Below are 16,699 nucleotides of genomic sequence, written 5' to 3'. Positions count from 1 at the left end.
AAAACGCCCTGCGGGGGCCTCTTACCTGCGGTTTCGCGTCGGGCGGCGGTCAGTTGCCGTTCGTGGCGATGGTCTGGACCCGCTCGGCCGGGGCGGTGCCGAGCAGCGCCTTGCCGACCGCGCTCGCCACCTCCTCGACGCTGACCGGGTGCTTGGAGCCGTCGCCCTTGGTCACCGTGACGCCGTTGAAGGTGTCGCCGTAGAGCTCCTTGAGGGCCGGCCGGTCGTAGTACGGCACCAGACCACCGTCGACGATCTTGAACGACAGGAACTTCGGGATGGACTTCTGCGGGCTGAAGGAGACCGTGTGCGCCGCATCCGTACGGACCGTGACCAGGCCGGACATCGCGGGCCTGGCGAACTGCTTCAGCGCCTTGTCCACCGCGGCCTTGCCGACCTGCGGCTGCTGTGTGCTCGCGGCCAGCACCACCGGTGCGTCGGTGCCGGTCGTGGCGCGGTTGCGGTAGGCGTCGGTGACCTTCTTCTTGGACGCGTTCACATCGATCGCCTTGTGGGGCACGCCGTAGTGCGGGACCGCCTTGCCGTTCTCGAACGTGATCCCGCCGTCCTTGGCGGCGCCTGCGGGCCCCGCGGCGTTCTCCAGCGCGATCTGCAGCTTCTCGTCGTCGACGACCACCTCCGGCTCTGCCGAACGGGTCCCCCCGAACAGCGAGCCGATGACGGAGACCGGGTTGTAGTCCCGGCCGGCCGCCTTGCGAACCGTCGCCTGCGGGTCGATGTCCAGGCCGGCCTTGTCGGGCTCAAGGGTCGCGGCCTTGCCGTCGACGGTGAGCTTGAGCGGTGTGGCGCGGCGGCCCTTGAGCGCCGCCTCCAGCTTCTTGACGGCGTCTTCCTTGGTGGTGCCGCCGATGTCCACACCCAGTGCGGTGGTGCCGTTGGGCACATCGGCGTGGTCGAGCAGCAGACCGGCGCCGTAGGCGACACCGGCCAGGACCACGACGGCCACGCCCAGGAGAACGAGCTTGTTGCGGCCCTTCTTGGGCGGGTTGATCGGCTCGGGGATCTTGGGCCGCGGCTTCGGGGCGGCCCGTTCGCCGCCCTCGGCCGGGGCTGCCGGGAACGGCGACGACGGCCCGTCGGCCCCGGGGATCTTCGGGATGCCGCTGACCAGCGTGTCACCGGACACCCGGCCGCGGCCCTTGCCCTTCGAACCGTCGGGCGGTCCGCCCGTGACACCACCGGCGGCACCGAGGCCGCTGCCCGGCCCGGTGAGGGGCGCCGGTGGCTGCGGGGTGAGTTCCGCGGTGTCGTCGCTGATCTGGGGCGTGCCGCCGACGCCGGGGTCGCTGAAACCGGGCGGGAGGTTGAGCGCGGAATTGCCGCGCGCCGGCCCGGTCGTCGGGCCGCTCGGGCCGCCCGCCGGGGCGTCGAACGGGGTGTGGTCACGGGTGGGCCCGGCGGAGGCGTCGAACGGCGAAGCGCCGCCGGTGGCCGCACCGTCGAACGGCGAAGGGCCGCCTCGCGGACCACCGTCGAACGGCGAGCCGCCGCCCTGCGGGGCACCGCCGCCCTGCCGGGCACCGCCGTCGAACGGCGACGGGCCGTCCTGCGGGGCCGGGTTGTCGGAGAAGTACGGCAGGTCGGGGCGCTGCGGCGGCTTGGCGCCGGACGGAGCACGCGGCGGCGTGGCACCACCCGGAGCGGGCGGCGGCGTCGCACCACCCGGAGCGGGCGGCATCGCATGGGACCCGGTGGAGGACTGCCCGCCGGGTCCGGCCTGCGGCTTGCGCGGCGCGAACCAGTCGCTGGTCTTCTCGGCCTGGCCGCCCGCGGGAGCCTCGTCCGCCGGAGCGTCGGGCCTGGGGGTGTTCGCCGTACGCTCCGCGTTCCGCTCGCTGCCGCGGGCAGGGCGGGGCGTACCTCGGGAACCGGCGGAACCGCCGGAACCAGCCGATGCGTTCATGCCGGACTCCTCACCGACGGTCTTGCGCACGACGACCGGCGGGATGGGGCGCGACCCCGGAATATTGATCTTGATCCGCGTCGTCAGCGTGGTCTCGGTTTTGGGCTCCTCCGGCCGCGCCGTGGCACCGGGCTCCGGCGCCTCGTCGGCATCTCCCCTGGGCGAGCCGTACGGCGGCGTCCCTGAGGGGTACGCGGCTCCGCCACGGCCCTGAGGGCCGGAGGACGAACTGTCAGATTCACGACTCAAAGCAGGTTCTCCCGGTTGGCTCCGCCGCTCGTCAGAGATGATCCCCGGCCACAGGCCGGGGGGTGCCCCCAGGGCGGCGCGACGGCGCGCACCACCATACTGTCCGCCGCGGGCGGGCACCCGGGGAGCGTACGAACACCGCCGCCACGAGCGAACCCCCCGTACCCGGTCCGTTCACCCCGACCTGCGCGGCATCCGTCCCGGTATGGACCACGTCATCCGCCAACTCGGCCGTACCGGACGCCCGTAGCACGCATCTGAGCGGCGGTGGCACAGATCACAGCGACCAGAATGCCGCCCAGCAGGAAGATGTACGAACCGAGCCCCGCACCGAAGAGGAAGTCACCTTCCGGCCGGACATTGCTGAGCAGCAGGAACACCGTCACCAGCCAGGCCGCGCCGGGCACCAGCACGCCCGCCGAGGTGCCGGTCGCCCGGACGCCCCCGTAGAAGAGGCCGCCGACACCGGCCAGCGCCAGCACCAACCCGCCGGGGAACCAGGCCGCTTGCACCAGGGTTCCGGCGAACGCGACCAGCACGCCCGCGACCAGAAGCAGCACATATATGCCCACCCGGCCCGGTGTCAGCGGCGCGGTCAGCGCGGCGCCGGCCGACGGCGGCACGGGACCGCCGGACCTGCCGCCCGAGCCCGCCCTCGACCGCTGACCCTTGCCGGCGGCCGCCGGGCCGTTTCCCTCCGCGGCGCTTCCGCCGCTCTTCGCCGCACTCATTCCGCCGCCTCCTCGATCCGGGCACTCTCCTCCATACCCAACATTTCGCCCACACCCGCGAAAAGATCGTCCTCGCGTGCACCGTCCGCGGCGCCCCGGACACCGTGCACCAGCCGATAGTGCTCCGTGCCGAACAACGGCTGACCCAAGTCGTTGGAGAGCGCGAAGAACGGCCCGTCGACCGCGATCTGGGTGTAGTGCGCCCGCATCGCCGCGGTCTTCGCGGCCCTGTGCGCAGGATCGCCGGTGAGGGACGCCGCGACCTCGGAGTCCGGCACCACCCCCGGCACCTCGTCGACGGTGGCGATTCCGGGGAAGCGGTGACCGGCCGCGCGCAGCCGCTCGAAGCCCTCCTCGACCACGGACCGGGGGTTGCAGTTCCAGTAGATCTTCCCGATCGCGTACGCGCTGCCCAGCTCGGGCCGGAACTCCGCCTGCCCGGCCAGCTCGGCGCCGCGCATGGCCACCCGGTGGGCCTGGATGTGATCGGGGTGGCCGTATCCGCCATTCGGGTCATAAGTGACCAGAACCTGTGGCCTGACCTGGCGGATCACGGCCACCAGATCGGCGGCCGCCTCGTCGAGCGGAGCCTGCCAGAAGGCGTCCGGCCGCTCGTTCTGCACAGCGCCCATCATCCCGGAGTCCCGGTAGCGGCCCGGTCCGCCGAGGAAGCGGTGGTCCGTGACGCCCAGGGCCTCCATCGCGGCGGCCAGCTCGCCGACGCGGTACGGGCCGAGGGTGTCGTCGCGGTCCGGCGCGAGATGGGCGAGCTCGGGCGGGATGACCTCGCCCTCCTCCCCGCGTGTGCAGGTCACGAGGGTGACCTGCGCGCCCTCGGCGGCGTACTTGGCCATGGTCACACCGTTGTTGATCGACTCGTCGTCGGGGTGCGCATGCACCAGCAGCAGCCGGCGGGACGGGGCCGGGCGCGAAGCGCCCCCCTCGGAGGGGGCTGGCCGGAAACCGGCGGGCTGATCGCTCATACGGACAGCCTACGAGCCGCCCGGTCCGCCTCCGGCAGGCGATCCCGGCCGCCCCCCGTACGCCGGGCCGGAGCACGGGCGCGCGGCGGACGGGACCGGCCGGGAGCGGGTCAGAACTTGATGTTCCCCAGCATTCCGGCGACGTTCGTCGTCAGCTGCTTGATCGTCGGCGCGATGGACGAGCTGGCCAGATAGAAGCCCAGCAGCATGCACACCAAGGCATGCGGGGCCTTCAGTCCGGACTTCTTGACAAGCAAGAAGACGATGATCGCCAGCAGCACCACCGCCGAAATCGAGAGTGCCACGGCGGCTCACCTCCAAGTACTCACGGTCCGAACAGAGTTGATGGTGCCCGAGCCGTCTTCACGGACCCACGCACCGGGTATGCCAAGGGCTCTTTACCCCGTACTCACGGCACCCAAGGGATCATAACTTTCCGTCCTAGCGCATAAGTCGGAGCACGGAAGCAGAGCGGGGGCGCACACGATCTTCACGAGCGCGACCGCGGTGAGCCCGTCCCCCTTTAGGCTCGCCCCATGACCGGACAGCCTTCGTTCCCGCGGCAGTACGCCCGTACGCAGCGCTTCACTCTCGGCGCACCGCGCGGCTACGCCCTCTCCCCCGACGGCACGCGCGTCGTCTTCCTCCGTTCCCACTCGGGTACCGATCGCAGCCAGCGGCTGTGGGTGCTCGATCTGGAAGCGGGCCGGGAGTTCACGGCCGCCGATCCGCAGGCACTGCTGGCCGGTGTCGAGGAGGACCTTCCGCCGCAGGAGCGGGCCCGCCGCGAGCGCAGCCGGGAGAGCTCGGCGGGCATCGTCGGCTATGCGACGGACGCCGCCGTGGAGTTGGCGGCGTTCACGCTCTCCGGCCGGCTGTTCCTCTCCGAGCTACGGGCCGGCACCACCCGTGAACTCCCGGTCCGAGGGCCGGTCGTGGACCCCCGCCCGTCGCCGGACGGCCGTCAGGTGGCCTTTGTGGCGGACGGCCGACTGCGGGTGGTCACGGTCGACGGCGGCGCGACCGCGGACGAGGGCGGCGGGGGCCCCGCGGGTGCCGCGCCGGCGGACCGGGTGCTGGCGGAGCCCGACGGGCCCGAGGTGACCTGGGGTCTGGCGGAGTTCATCGCGGCCGAGGAGATGGGCCGCTACCGGGGCTTCTGGTGGTCGCCGGCCAGCGACGCGGTGCTGGCGGCGCGGGTCGACGAGGCGCCGGTGCAGCGCTGGTGGATCTCCGACCCCGCCCACCCGGACCGGGAGCCCGCCCGGGTCGCGTATCCGGCGGCGGGCACCCGCAACGCCGCGGTCACGCTGGCGCTGTTCGGCCTGGACGGCTCGCGCACGGACATCAGCTGGGACACCGAGCGCTACCCCTACCTCGCGCGCGTCCACTGGTCGGCGGCCGGGCCGCCGCTGCTGCTCGTCCAGGCCCGCGACCAGCGCGACCAGCGCTATCTGACCGTCGACACCGCGACCGGTACGACCAGGACGGTGCACGAGGAGGAGGACGAGGCGTGGGTCGAGCCGTTCCCCGGGGCGCCGGCCTGGACGCCGGACGGCCGGCTGGTGCGGATCTCGGACGAGGGGGGCGCGCGCAAACTGTTCGTCGGCGACCGCCCGCTGACCGGGGCGCCGCTGCACGTCCGGGCCGTTCTGGACATCGGTGAGGACGATGTCCTCTTCTCCGCGAGCGGCACCGAGATGCATGACATCGGCGTCTACCGCGCCTGGTTCCGCGGCAGCGGTGACCAGGGTGGCTGGGAGCGGGTGGCCGAGCGCCCGTATCCGACCGTGTCCTCCGCGGTGCGCGGTGGCGCGGTGACCGTGCTGTCGCAGACGTCGCTGGAGCGGCCCGGCACCAAGGTGGAGGTGGTGCGGCTGAATCCCGACGGCGGGGAGAAGACCCTCGCCACCATCGGCTCCTGCGTCGAGGAGCCGGTGCTGACCGCCCGTCCCCGTCTCGTCCGGGCCGGCGAACGCGAGATTCCGTGCGCGGTGCTGCTGCCCACCGGATATACGGAGAGCGATGGTCCGCTGCCGGTGCTGATGGACCCGTACGGCGGTCCGCACGGCCAGCGGGTGGTCGCCTCGCACCACGCCCATCTGACCTCCCAGTGGTTCGCCGACCAGGGGTTCGCGGTGATCGTCGCGGACGGCCGGGGCACCCCGGGCCGCTCCCCCGCCTGGGAGAAGGCGGTCTCCCGCCGGCTCGCCGAGTGCGCGCTGGACGACCAGGTCCATGCCCTCCAGGCGCTGGCCGGAACTTTTCCCCTTGATATGGACCGGGTGGCGATCCGCGGCTGGTCCTTCGGCGGCTATCTCGCGGGGCTCGCGGCGCTGCGCCGCCCCGATGTCTTCCATGCGGCGGTGGTCGGCGCGCCGGTGACCGATCTGCGCCTGTACGACACCCATTACCAGGAGCGGTATCTCGGCCACCCGGACGAGGAGCCGGCGGTCTATGCGGCGAACTCGCTGATCACGGATGAGGGACTGTCCGGGGCGGTGGAGCCGCACCGTCCGATGCTGATCGTGCACGGCCTCGCGGACGACAACGTGGTGGTGGCGCACTCACTGCGGCTGTCCTCGGCACTGCTGGCCGCGGGCCGCCGGCACGAGGTGCTGCCCCTGTCCGGGGTGACGCACATGGCCTCGCAGGAGCAGGTGGCCGAAAACCTACTGCTGCTCCAGGTCGAATTCCTCAAGCGGTCCTTGGGGATGCCGTCCTGAGGCGGTAGCCGTCGCGGGACCGGGGAGCCGTCTCACCAGCCGGGCGGAAGCCTGGACGGCGGGGGCGGGGCGTGCGGTGGCCGCGCCTCGCCCGGGGCGGAGCCGTACGCCAGCACCCCGTCCGCGTCGTGGAAGGCCTCGGGTACGCCGGGCCGGGCCGCAGCGAGCAGTGCGGCCAGCCCGGCGGCCGCCACGAAGGCCGCGGTGCCCACCTCCAGCCGGGCCTGGACGGGCAGCGCGGTGAGGCGGCCGAGTTCGCCGGTGCGCTGGGCGAAGGCCAGCGCCACGGCTCCGTGCACGAGCAGCAGGGCCGCGGCCGTCACACCCGCGGGCCGGGCCCAGGGCGCGCGGCGCAGCAGGGCGGCCGCGGCCCCCAGGGCCAGCAGCGCGAGCGCCACCGCCTGCCAGTGCACCGGGGGCTGCAGCAGGGCACGGAAGACGGACGCATCCCCGAGCAGCCCCTTGCGGTAGACGTCCCCGCCGAGCCGCATCTGCCAGTGGACCTCCCAGCCGGCCACGGCGAGTCCGGCGGTGCCCAGGAGGACGGCGGCGGTGACGGCCGCCCCCTTGTACGGCCGGCCGGGCCGCTCGGGATCCGCCCGGTACTGCACCGCGTGGACCACTCCGTACGCCGAGGACGCCACCGCCGGCAGCCCGCGCGCACCGTGACCGTGACCGGCGTGCCGGCCCGCCCCGGCCCGCCGTCGGCCCGCCACGACCACCACGATCAGCGCGACCGCCAGGGCGAGCTGGGTGAGGGCGGTCAGCCGCGCCCGCTCGGTGAGGCCGCTGTCCAGCCCCTGGAGCCAGCCCGCGCCCAGCATCCACACCAGCGGAACCCGCAGCAGTACGGTGACGGCCGCCAGCGAGAGCAGCGCGCCCGCGGCCACGGACGGGGTGACGGCGCTGCGTACCGCGACGACCGCGACGATGAGCGCCCCGAGTACCAGTAGGGGGTCGAACGCCGAGGTGGCCCAGGCGGTGAACTCCCGCGGCCGGCGTGCCTCGCCGAGCCAGGTCCACCCCACATCCGCGCCGTGCTGGGCGATCGTCAGATCCCGGATGATCCAGCCCGCGGTGAGCAGCGCGAGCAGCAAGCAGACCAGCGCTCCGATGCCGCGTGCGCCGCGGGTGAGAACGCCGTCCCGAGTTGTGGACACGGCCAGCCCCCCGTCCGTGTCGATGTACTGGGTGGTCCCTGGCACCCCTAAGTGAGGGGGTGCCTACCGCAGGTCTACTCCACACCCGGCGCAGGGACAACAGAGCCCGCAGCGAGCGGTGGACGAAATGACCGCAAACGACAACCGGCCGGGACGCCACCTGGCGTCCCGGCCGGTCTACGGCACCCGCACGGCCGTACGTTGTTCATCATGGCGCGTCCGTATATCGGTGTTGCGACAGTGAAGTTGCCTTCATGTTAAAGACGTTTGTATCGATATGTCCCCCATGCCGTATATCCCGCCCACCTGTCAAGCACGCCATGGCGTCAACTTGCGCAATGTTCGCTCAAGAAGTAGACGACCTGTTCACGAGCACACCCGATCCCCTTGACTCCGCCATAAATCACTTGCGAAAGTCCGCTCATCCAGCGGTGCATTCGGTGCCGCTTCATGTTCCAAGAGAACTCGGCGCGGGGGCACTTCGCGATGACTAGTCCATCCCAGACCGCGGCTACCACGTCCGACACCCCAGGACCTGGCCCCGACGGTCTGAAGAAGGAAAAGGCAGGCAAGGGCGGTGAGCTCGTCGGCCGTTCCCCCGGCCAATTGATGTGGACGCGTTTCAAACGCGACCGCACCGGCATGCTCTGCGCGATCATCGTGCTCGCCTTCTTCGTCATCGCGGCACTGGCCCCGGTGATCAGCGCCCTGTACGGCAAGGACCCGTACACGCTCTACGGCAGTGACGATCCCAATCTCCTCGATGAGTTCGGATACCCGGCGGGCACCAACGGCGGGATCTCCCCCGAGCACTGGTTCGGCATCGAGCCGCAGCTGGGCCGCGATGTGTTCATGCGGCTGATCTACGGCATGCGAATGTCGCTCGGCATTTCGGTCGCGGTGACCCTCCTGACCGTGATCACCGGCATCATCATCGGCATCACCGCCGGCTTCATCGGCGGCAGGACCGACTACTTCCTCAGCCGGGTGATCGACTTCCTGCTGGCCTTCCCGAGCCAGCTGACCTTCGTGGCTTTCATGCCGGTCGTGGTGGCGCTCTTCGTGCCGCCGGGCGACGAGACCCCGACCTATGTGCGGGTCTGCGCGCTGATCATCGTGCAGTGGTCCCTGGGCTGGATGGGTCTGGCCCGGCTGCTGCGAGGACAGGTGCTCTCCCTGCGGGAGCGGGAATTCGTCGAAGCCGCGAAGATCACCGGCGCCTCGCCCTGGCGGATCATCCGCAAGGAGCTGCTGCCGAACGTCGTCACTCCGGTGCTGGTGCAGGGCACCTACATGCTCCCCCTCTTCGTGACCGCGGAGGCGGGCCTGTCCTTCCTGGGCGTCGGCATCGTCGAACCGACCCCCGACTGGGGGGCGCTGTTCCAGGCAGGCGCGCGCTTCTACGAGAACGACCCCGCGTTCCTGCTCATCCCCGCCGTGGCCATGGTGATCTTCGTGCTCTGCTTCAACCTGCTCGGAGATTCGGTACGCGACGCCTTCGATCCCAAGTCCGGGCGCTGATCGTCCACTTGAGGGGGGCTTGCTGTCACCCCTGCCGGGCCTGCCCGGGATGCGTCAGACAGCACATCTGGACACCAACTGACAGGCAGGTGCTTGGAAACCCATGAACGCACTATCTACGCGCAGAGCACGCGCGGCGATCGTGGCCCTCGCGGCCGGATCGCTCGCGCTCACCGGTTGCAGCGGCGGCAGCGGCTCCAACGAGAGCAAGTCGCAGACCGACAAGGACGCCGCCTCCCAGGCCAAGGCGATCCCGATGGGCACGACCTCCGACTCCACCGGCCCGGCGGTCGACGTGAAGGGCGCCCACTCCGGCGGCACCCTCCGCGTCTACCAGCGTGACAGCTACAACCACCTGGACCCGGGCCAGATGTACGTCAGCGACATGAAGGCGCTGTCCCAGCTGATCTTCCGCGGCCTGACCAGCTTCAAGCAGGACGACAAGGGCAACGCCAAGGTCGTGGGCGACCTCGCCACCGACGCCGGCCAGATGTCCGACGGCGGCAAGACCTGGAAGTACACGCTCAAGGACGGCATCAAGTTCGAGGACGGCACGCCGATCACCTCGAAGGACATCCGCCACAGCATCGAGCGGCTCTACGCCAAGTTCATCACCGACGGTCCCACCTACGTACAGACCTGGCTGTCGGGCGCCGGCACCACGTACCGCAAGGCGCTGCCGGACGGTCCGTACAAGGGCGACCACCTGCCCAAGAGCGTGCTGGACACGCCGGACGCGAAGACCATCATCTTCCACTTCAAGCAGCCGAACTCGCAGCTGCCCTACGCGCTGACGATGCCCGGCTACAGCGCGGTCCCGGACAGTGCGAAGGACACCAAGGACGCCTACGACGTCAAGCCGGTGTCCTCGGGCCCGTACAAGATCGCGGCGTTCAAGTCCGGCAAGTCCATGCAGCTGGTGCGCAACAAGAACTGGGACGCGAAGACGGACCCGGTCCACCACCAGTACCCGGACGGCTTCAACATCACCTTCAACCACCAGGCGTCGGACTCCACCAAGCGCCTGATGGCCGACCAGGGTGAGGCCAAGAACGCGGTGAGCTTCACCAACTCGGTCGACCCGACGCTGACGAAGAACGTGCTGGACAACCCGAGCGCGAGCAAGCGCATGGTGCAGGGCTACCAGCCCTACGTCTGGCAGATGAACTTCAACATGGACCGCCTCAAGGACAAGAAGATCCGCGACGCGATCACCTACGCGCTGCCGGACCAGCAGCTCGTCCGGCTCAACGGCGGCAGCTACGGCGGTGAGATCGCCGGCGGTCTGCTCGCCCCGACCGTGGCGGGCTACAAGAAGGGCTACGACCCCTACGGCAAGCTCTCGCACCCCAACGGTGAGCCGGAGAAGGCCAAGAAGCTCCTCAAGGAGGCCGGCAAGACGGGCATGAAGCTCGTCTACGCCTTCTCGAACACCGAGTCGCGCCAGAAGGAAGCCGTCGCCATCGAGGACGCGCTGACCAAGGCCGGCTTCAACGTGCAGAAGAAGGAGGTCGACGCGGCCTCCTGGTACGAGCAGATGGGCAAGGTCGACAACGGCTTCGACATCTACATGACCGGCTGGGGCCAGGACTGGCCGGACGCCTCGACGGTCATCCCGCCCTCGTACGACGGCACCACCATCCAGGACGGCGCCTCCAACTACTCCCACGTCAACGACAAGCACGTGAACTCCGAGATCGCCCGGATCTCGAAGATCGCCGACGTCAAGAAGGCGACCGCGGAGTGGCAGAAGCTGCACCAGTACATCGTGGAGAAGGTCAACCCGGCCGCACCGGCCTTCTACACCAAGGTGCTCCAGCTGTACGGCTCGAACGTCGGTGGCGTCCGCTACAACCTGGACGTCAGCTACCTCGACCCGAACACGCTGTACCTGAAGAAGTAGCTGCAGCGGTGGCCCACAAGGCCACCACCTGACGAAGGCACTCCGGATGGCGCGCACACGGCGGAACGCGCGCCCTCCGGGGCCTTCCCACCCACCCCTCACCCACTGCCGCCGCCGTCCTGAGAGCAGCGAACTGCCATGCTTCAATTCCTACTTCGCCGGACGTTCGGCGCTGTTGTCATCCTTTTTCTGCTCAGCGCCTTCACCTTCTTCATGTTCTTCGGTGCCGGTGACCCGGCAACGATGTCCTGCGGAAAGAACTGCACCGCGGACAACATCGCGCTGATTCACCAGAATCTCGGCCTCGACAAGCCGTTGACGACGCAGTTCTGGGACTTCCTCGTCGGCATCTTCGCCGGCCGCGACTACTCCATCGGCCACTGCAGCGCCCCGTGCTTCGGCTACTCCTTCGCCACCAAGCAGGACGTGTTCTCGACGCTGCTCGACCGGCTGCCCACCACCGCGTCGCTGGCCATCGGCGGCGCCGCGGTGTTCCTGACCGTGGGTCTGGGCACCGGCCTGCTGGCCGCCTACAAGCGCGGCTCGGCCCTGGACAAGGTGCTCACCTCGATCTCGATGGTGCTGAGCTCGGCGCAGATCTACATCCTCGGTCCGATCGCGCTCGGTCTGTTCGTCTACAGCGGTCTCCTGGACTCCCCCAAGTACGTGGACTTCACCTCGAACCCCGCCGGGTGGTTCATGGGCCTGCTGATCCCCTGGATCGTGATGTCGACGATCTTCACCGCGCAGTACACCCGTATGTCCCGCTCGACGATGATCGAGCAGCTGCAGGAGGAACACGTCCGGACGGCCAAGGCCAAGGGCATGTCCAGCTCGTACGTCTTCCTGCGCTACGCCTGGCGCGGCTCGCTGATCCCCATCGTGACCATCCTCGGCATGGACCTCAGCTCGCTGTTCGGCGGCGCGATGATCACCGAGTTCACCTTCCAGCTGGCGGGCATCGGCCGCCTGGCGATCGACTCCGTCACCACCCTCGATCTGCCCATGGTCATGGGCGTGCTGATCTTCAGCGCCGCCCTGATCCTGGTGTTCAACATCATCGTGGATGCGACGTACGCCTTCATCGACCCGCGCGTGCGCCTGTCCTAGGAGAGCCTGAAGTGACCACACTCACCAAGACCGAAGGCACCACGGTGCCGGCCGGGTCCGACCCCTTCCTGTCCGTCCGTGACCTGCATGTGCGGTTCTCCACCGAGGACGGCATCGTCAAGGCGGTCGACGGTCTCTCCTTCGATCTGGAACGCGGCCAGACCCTCGGCATCGTCGGCGAATCGGGCTCCGGCAAGTCGGTGACCAACCTCGCGATCCTGGGGCTGCACAACCCGAAGGCCACCGAGATCGGCGGCGAAATCGTCCTGGACGGCCAGGAGTTGACCGGAGCCAGGGAGAAGACCCTGGAAAAGCTCCGCGGCAACAAGATGGCCATGATCTTCCAGGACGCGCTGACCGCGCTGTCGCCGTACTACACGGTCGGCCGGCAGATCGCCGAGCCGTTCGTGAAGCACACCGGCGCAAGCAAGCGCGAGGGCCGGCAGCGCGCCATCGAGTTGCTGACCAAGGTCGGTATCCCGCAGCCCACTCTGCGGGTGGACGACTATCCGCACCAGTTCTCCGGCGGTATGCGCCAGCGCGCCATGATCGCCATGGCGCTGGCCTGCAACCCCCAGCTCCTGATCGCCGACGAGCCGACCACCGCTCTGGACGTCACCGTCCAGGCGCAGATCCTCGACCTCCTCAAGGACCTGCAGCAGGAGTTCGGCTCCGCGATCATCCTGATCACCCATGACCTCGGCGTGGTCGCCAACACCGCGGACGACCTGCTGGTGATGTACGCGGGCCGGGCGGTGGAGCGGGGCTCCGTCAAGGAGATCCTCACCCAGCCCCGGCACCCGTACACCTGGGGCCTGCTGAGCTCCATGCCGCGGCTCTCCTCGGACGTCAGCGAGGCGCTGCACCCGATCCCCGGGTCGCCGCCGAGCCTGCTCAACCCGCCCTCCGGCTGCGCCTTCCATCCGCGCTGCGGCTTCACCGGCGAGGTCGGCGGTGCGCGCTGCACCGACAAGCGGCCGCCGCTGGAGCTGGGGCGCGCCGCCGCGTGCCACCTGAGCGCCGAGCAGAAGCAGACCCTCTTCACCGAGCAGATCAAGCCCCGGCTGGGCTAGGGAGCGACCACCATGACAGACAACGTCACCCTCCCGGCGCCTCGCGACGCCGCGCCCGTCCCGGGCGAGCCGCTGCTCACCGCCGAGGGCCTCACCAAGCACTTCCCGATCTACGGCGGATTCCCGTTCAAGCGGAAGGTCGGCGCGGTCCAGGCGGTCGACGGCGTCGACCTGACCGTGCACGCCGGCGAAAGCTTCGGCCTGGTCGGCGAGTCGGGCTGCGGCAAGTCCACCACCGGACGGCTGCTCACCCGGCTCATGGAGCCGTCCTCCGGCAAGATCACCTATGCGGGCCGGGACATCACCCGCGCCAACCGCAAGGAACTGGCGCCGATCCGCTCCGAGATCCAGATGATCTTCCAGGACCCGTATGCCTCGCTGAACCCGCGGCAGACGGTGGGCACCATCATCGGCGGCCCGATGGAGATCAACGGGATCAACCCGCCCGGTGGCCGGGAGAAGCGGATCCGTGAGCTCCTGGAGACCGTCGGTCTCAACCCGGAGCACTACAACCGCTTCCCGCACGAGTTCTCCGGCGGCCAGCGCCAGCGCATCGGCGTGGCCCGGGCGCTCGCCCTGGAGCCGAAGCTGATCATCGCCGATGAGCCGGTCTCCGCGCTCGATGTCTCCATCCAGGCGCAGGTCGTCAACCTGCTCCAGAAGCTGCAGCGTGAGCTGGGCATCGCGTTCCTGTTCATCGCCCACGACCTGGCGATCGTGCGGCACTTCAGCGAGCGCGTCGCGGTGATGTACCTCGGCAAGATCGTCGAGGTGGGTGCCCGCGACGAGATCTACAACCGGCCGCGCCACCCGTACACCCACGCCCTGCTCTCGGCGGTGCCCGAGGCCAAGCTGGTGGAAGGCGAGGAGGAGGACCGCGAGCGCATCCGCCTCGCCGGTGACGTCCCCTCCCCCGTCAACCCGCCCTCCGGCTGCCGGTTCCGTACGCGGTGCTGGAAGGCGCAGGACAAGTGCGCGACCGAGGAGCCGCCGCTCGTCCAGATCACCGGGAACAAGACCGGCCATCTCACGGCCTGTCACTTCCCCGAGGAGCCGACGACCGCGGCCCGGGACGAGGACATCATCCTCGACCCGGCGCTGGCCGCGATGGAGGACGTCGAGGTAGCCGGCGAGGTCGGCAAGACCGACTAGACGGCCGCCGCAGCCGCCGCTCGAAGCCGGAGCCCGCTTCCCCTACGGGAGGCGGGCTCCGGCTTCTCTCACTCGCTCGGCACCACTTGCCGCTCCTCGGCGAAGTGGCAGGCCGAGTCGTGCGCGGCCGGTCCCGCCGCGTCCCGGAACTCCGCGGGCACGTCCAGTGGCGGCACGACGTCGGCGCACAGCTGCCGGGCCTTCCAGCAGCGGGTGCGGAAGCGGCAGCCGGAGGGCGGGGCGGCGGGCGAGGGGACGTCGCCCGCCAGCAGGATGCGGTCCTGGTGGGTGCGGGCGTCCGGGTCGGGGACGGGCACGGCGGACAGCAGGGCCTGGGTGTACGGGTGGGTGGGGTGGTCGTAGATCTGCTCCTCGGTGCCGATCTCGGCGAGCCGGCCCAGGTACATCACCGCGACACGGTCGGAGATATGCCGTACGACGGACAGATCGTGGGCGATGAAGACGTACGACAGGTCGAACTCGTTCTGCAACTGCTCCAGCAGGTTGACCACTTGGGCCTGGACGGAGACATCCAGCGCGGAGACCGGTTCATCGGCGACGATGATCTCCGGGCGCAGCGCGAGGCCGCGGGCGATGCCGATGCGCTGGCGCTGTCCGCCGGAGAACTGGTGCGGATAGCGGTTGATGTACTCGGGGTTGAGCCCGACCACGTCCAGGAGTTCCCGGACCTTTCTGCGGCGGTCTCCCTTGGGGGCCACCTCGGGGTGGATCTCGTACGGCTCACCGATGATGTCGCCGACGGTCATCCGGGGGTTCAGGGAGGTGTAGGGGTCCTGGAACACCATCTGGATGTTGCGCCGTACGGCCTTCAGCGCCCGGCCGGACAGGGCACTGATGTCCTCGTCCCGGTAGCGGATCCGACCCGCCGTCGGCCGTTCCAGGCCGACCAGCAGCTTGGCGACCGTGGACTTGCCGCAGCCCGATTCGCCGACGATGCCGAGCGTTTCGCCCTTGCGGAGGTCGAAGGAGACTCCGTCGACGGCCTGGACCGCGCCGACGTGCTTCCTGAAGAGCACGCCCCGGGTGAGCGGGAAGTGTTTGACCAGATCGCGGATCTCCAGGATCGGTTCCCCGGCGGCGACCGCCGGGGCGCCCTCGTCACCGTGCGCCATCGAGGGTCTCCTTCCAGAAGTGGCAGGCGCTGGCCCGGCCGGGTCCGGCCTCGTAGAGCGGCGGAGGATCGGTACGGCAGATGTCCTGGGCCAGCGGACAGCGCGGGTGGAAGGGGCAACCCGGCGGGATGGCGGTCAGGTTGGGCGGCAGGCCCTTGATGGCGTACAGCGGCCGGCCCTTGTGGTGCAGCCGCGGGATGGAGTCCAGCAGACCGCGGGTGTACGGGTGCGCGGGCGCCTTGTAGAGCTGGTGGACGGGGGCGGTCTCGACGATCCGGCCCGCGTACATCACCGCGATGGTGTCCGCGACGTCCGCGACCACCCCGAGGTCATGGGTGATCAGAATCAGCCCCATGGTGAGTTCGCGCTGCAGCTCCGCCAGCAGGTCCATCACCTGCGCCTGGACGGTGACATCCAGCGCCGTGGTCGGCTCGTCCGCGATGATCAGGTCGGGGCCGAGGGCCAGCGCCATCGCGATCATGATGCGCTGGCGCATCCCGCCGGAGAACTGGTGCGGATAGTCGCCCACCCGCTGCCCGGCCGCGGGGATGCCGACCCGCTCCATCAGCTCCACGGCCTTGCCGCGGGCCTCCTTACGGGACATCCCCTCGTGGACCTGGAACATCTCCCCGAGCTGTGCGCCGACGGTGAGGACCGGATTCAGCGCGGACAGGGCGTCCTGGAAGATCATCGCCATCTTCGCGCCGCGGACCTTGCGCCGCTCGTCCTTGCGCAGGGCGAGCAGATCGCGCCCCTGGAAGACGATCTCGCCGCCGGTGACGAACCCCGGCGGTGAATCGAGGATGCCCATCACGGCCTGTGCGGTGACGGACTTGCCGGAGCCGGACTCCCCGAGCACCGCCAGCGTCTGCCCCGGCGCGACGTGGTAGCTGACGCCGTTGACGGCCTTCGCCACGCCGTCCCGGGTACGGAACTCGACCCGCAGATCGCGGACGTCGAGCAGCGGGGGTTCGGCGACGGCCGTCGCGGCGCCCGCGGGCCCGGGCTCCGCCTCGTGGTTCGTCATCTTCCGG

The 16,699-nt window shown here is 70.0% G+C and carries 13 protein-coding genes; 6 read left to right on the top strand and 7 right to left on the bottom strand.

Annotation, left to right across the window (positions count from 1 at the left end; all coding sequences use genetic code 11):
* Positions 1-49 precede the first annotated feature (49 nt).
* The 4 genes from ACWGI6_RS29385 to ACWGI6_RS29370 form a co-directional block, all read right to left on the bottom strand.
* Positions 50-2,173 carry a hypothetical protein gene (locus ACWGI6_RS29385; RefSeq protein WP_453270316.1) on the bottom strand — a complete coding sequence of 708 codons (2,124 nt, stop codon included), beginning with the start codon at positions 2,171-2,173 and terminating at the stop codon, positions 50-52.
* Between the two features lie 215 nt (positions 2,174-2,388).
* Complete coding sequence (locus ACWGI6_RS29380; protein ID WP_453270315.1) at positions 2,389-2,904, bottom strand: DUF6113 family protein; 516 nt, start codon at positions 2,902-2,904, stop codon at positions 2,389-2,391.
* Positions 2,901-3,887 carry an N-acetyl-1-D-myo-inositol-2-amino-2-deoxy-alpha-D-glucopyranoside deacetylase gene (gene mshB, locus ACWGI6_RS29375; RefSeq protein WP_453270314.1) on the bottom strand — a complete coding sequence of 329 codons (987 nt, stop codon included), beginning with the start codon at positions 3,885-3,887 and terminating at the stop codon, positions 2,901-2,903. Before mshB ends, ACWGI6_RS29380 begins: the two co-directional genes overlap by 4 nt.
* Positions 3,888-3,997: 110 nt before the next feature.
* Entirely contained in the window at positions 3,998-4,192 is a 195-nt protein-coding gene (locus ACWGI6_RS29370; protein WP_006603310.1) for a hypothetical protein, read from the bottom strand.
* Between the two features lie 231 nt (positions 4,193-4,423).
* Here ACWGI6_RS29370 and ACWGI6_RS29365 point away from each other — a divergent pair, with 231 nt between their 5' ends.
* Positions 4,424-6,613, top strand: a complete 2,190-nt coding sequence (locus ACWGI6_RS29365) for a prolyl oligopeptidase family serine peptidase (protein WP_453270313.1) — start codon at positions 4,424-4,426, stop codon at positions 6,611-6,613.
* Between the two features lie 32 nt (positions 6,614-6,645).
* Here ACWGI6_RS29365 and ACWGI6_RS29360 read toward each other — a convergent pair whose 3' ends face one another.
* Positions 6,646-7,773 (bottom strand): hypothetical protein, encoded by a 1,128-nt coding sequence (locus ACWGI6_RS29360; protein WP_453270312.1) that lies wholly within the window; start codon positions 7,771-7,773, stop codon positions 6,646-6,648.
* Between the two features lie 486 nt (positions 7,774-8,259).
* Between ACWGI6_RS29360 and ACWGI6_RS29355 the strand changes: the two genes are divergently transcribed.
* From ACWGI6_RS29355 to ACWGI6_RS29335, 5 genes are all read left to right on the top strand, one after another.
* Positions 8,260-9,294 (top strand): ABC transporter permease, encoded by a 1,035-nt coding sequence (locus ACWGI6_RS29355; RefSeq protein WP_453270311.1) that lies wholly within the window; start codon positions 8,260-8,262, stop codon positions 9,292-9,294.
* Positions 9,295-9,397: 103 nt separating this feature from the next.
* Positions 9,398-11,197, top strand: a complete 1,800-nt coding sequence (locus ACWGI6_RS29350; RefSeq protein WP_453270310.1) for an ABC transporter substrate-binding protein — start codon at positions 9,398-9,400, stop codon at positions 11,195-11,197.
* A gap of 138 nt (positions 11,198-11,335) precedes the next feature.
* On the top strand, positions 11,336-12,307 hold the full coding sequence (locus ACWGI6_RS29345) for an ABC transporter permease (RefSeq protein ID WP_453270309.1): 972 nt from the start codon (positions 11,336-11,338) through the stop codon (positions 12,305-12,307).
* 11 nt (positions 12,308-12,318) lie between these two features.
* Positions 12,319-13,380 carry an ABC transporter ATP-binding protein gene (locus ACWGI6_RS29340; RefSeq protein ID WP_453270308.1) on the top strand — a complete coding sequence of 354 codons (1,062 nt, stop codon included), beginning with the start codon at positions 12,319-12,321 and terminating at the stop codon, positions 13,378-13,380.
* A 12-nt stretch (positions 13,381-13,392) separates the two neighbouring features.
* Complete coding sequence (locus ACWGI6_RS29335) at positions 13,393-14,532, top strand: ABC transporter ATP-binding protein (protein WP_453270307.1); 1,140 nt, start codon at positions 13,393-13,395, stop codon at positions 14,530-14,532.
* A 68-nt stretch (positions 14,533-14,600) separates the two neighbouring features.
* On the opposite strand, the gene ACWGI6_RS29330 is transcribed toward ACWGI6_RS29335, so the two are convergent.
* On the bottom strand, positions 14,601-15,665 hold the full coding sequence (locus tag ACWGI6_RS29330) for an ABC transporter ATP-binding protein (RefSeq protein ID WP_453270306.1): 1,065 nt from the start codon (positions 15,663-15,665) through the stop codon (positions 14,601-14,603).
* Positions 15,652-16,692 carry an ABC transporter ATP-binding protein gene (locus ACWGI6_RS29325; RefSeq protein WP_453270305.1) on the bottom strand — a complete coding sequence of 347 codons (1,041 nt, stop codon included), beginning with the start codon at positions 16,690-16,692 and terminating at the stop codon, positions 15,652-15,654. The genes ACWGI6_RS29330 and ACWGI6_RS29325 overlap by 14 nt, the downstream gene beginning before the upstream one ends.
* Positions 16,693-16,699: the final 7 nt, after the last annotated feature.

The sequence above is a fragment of the Streptomyces sp. NPDC054786 genome, from assembly GCF_053611685.1.
Note: the sequence above shows the minus strand (reverse complement) of the source record. Positions and strands in the feature narration are given on the sequence as shown.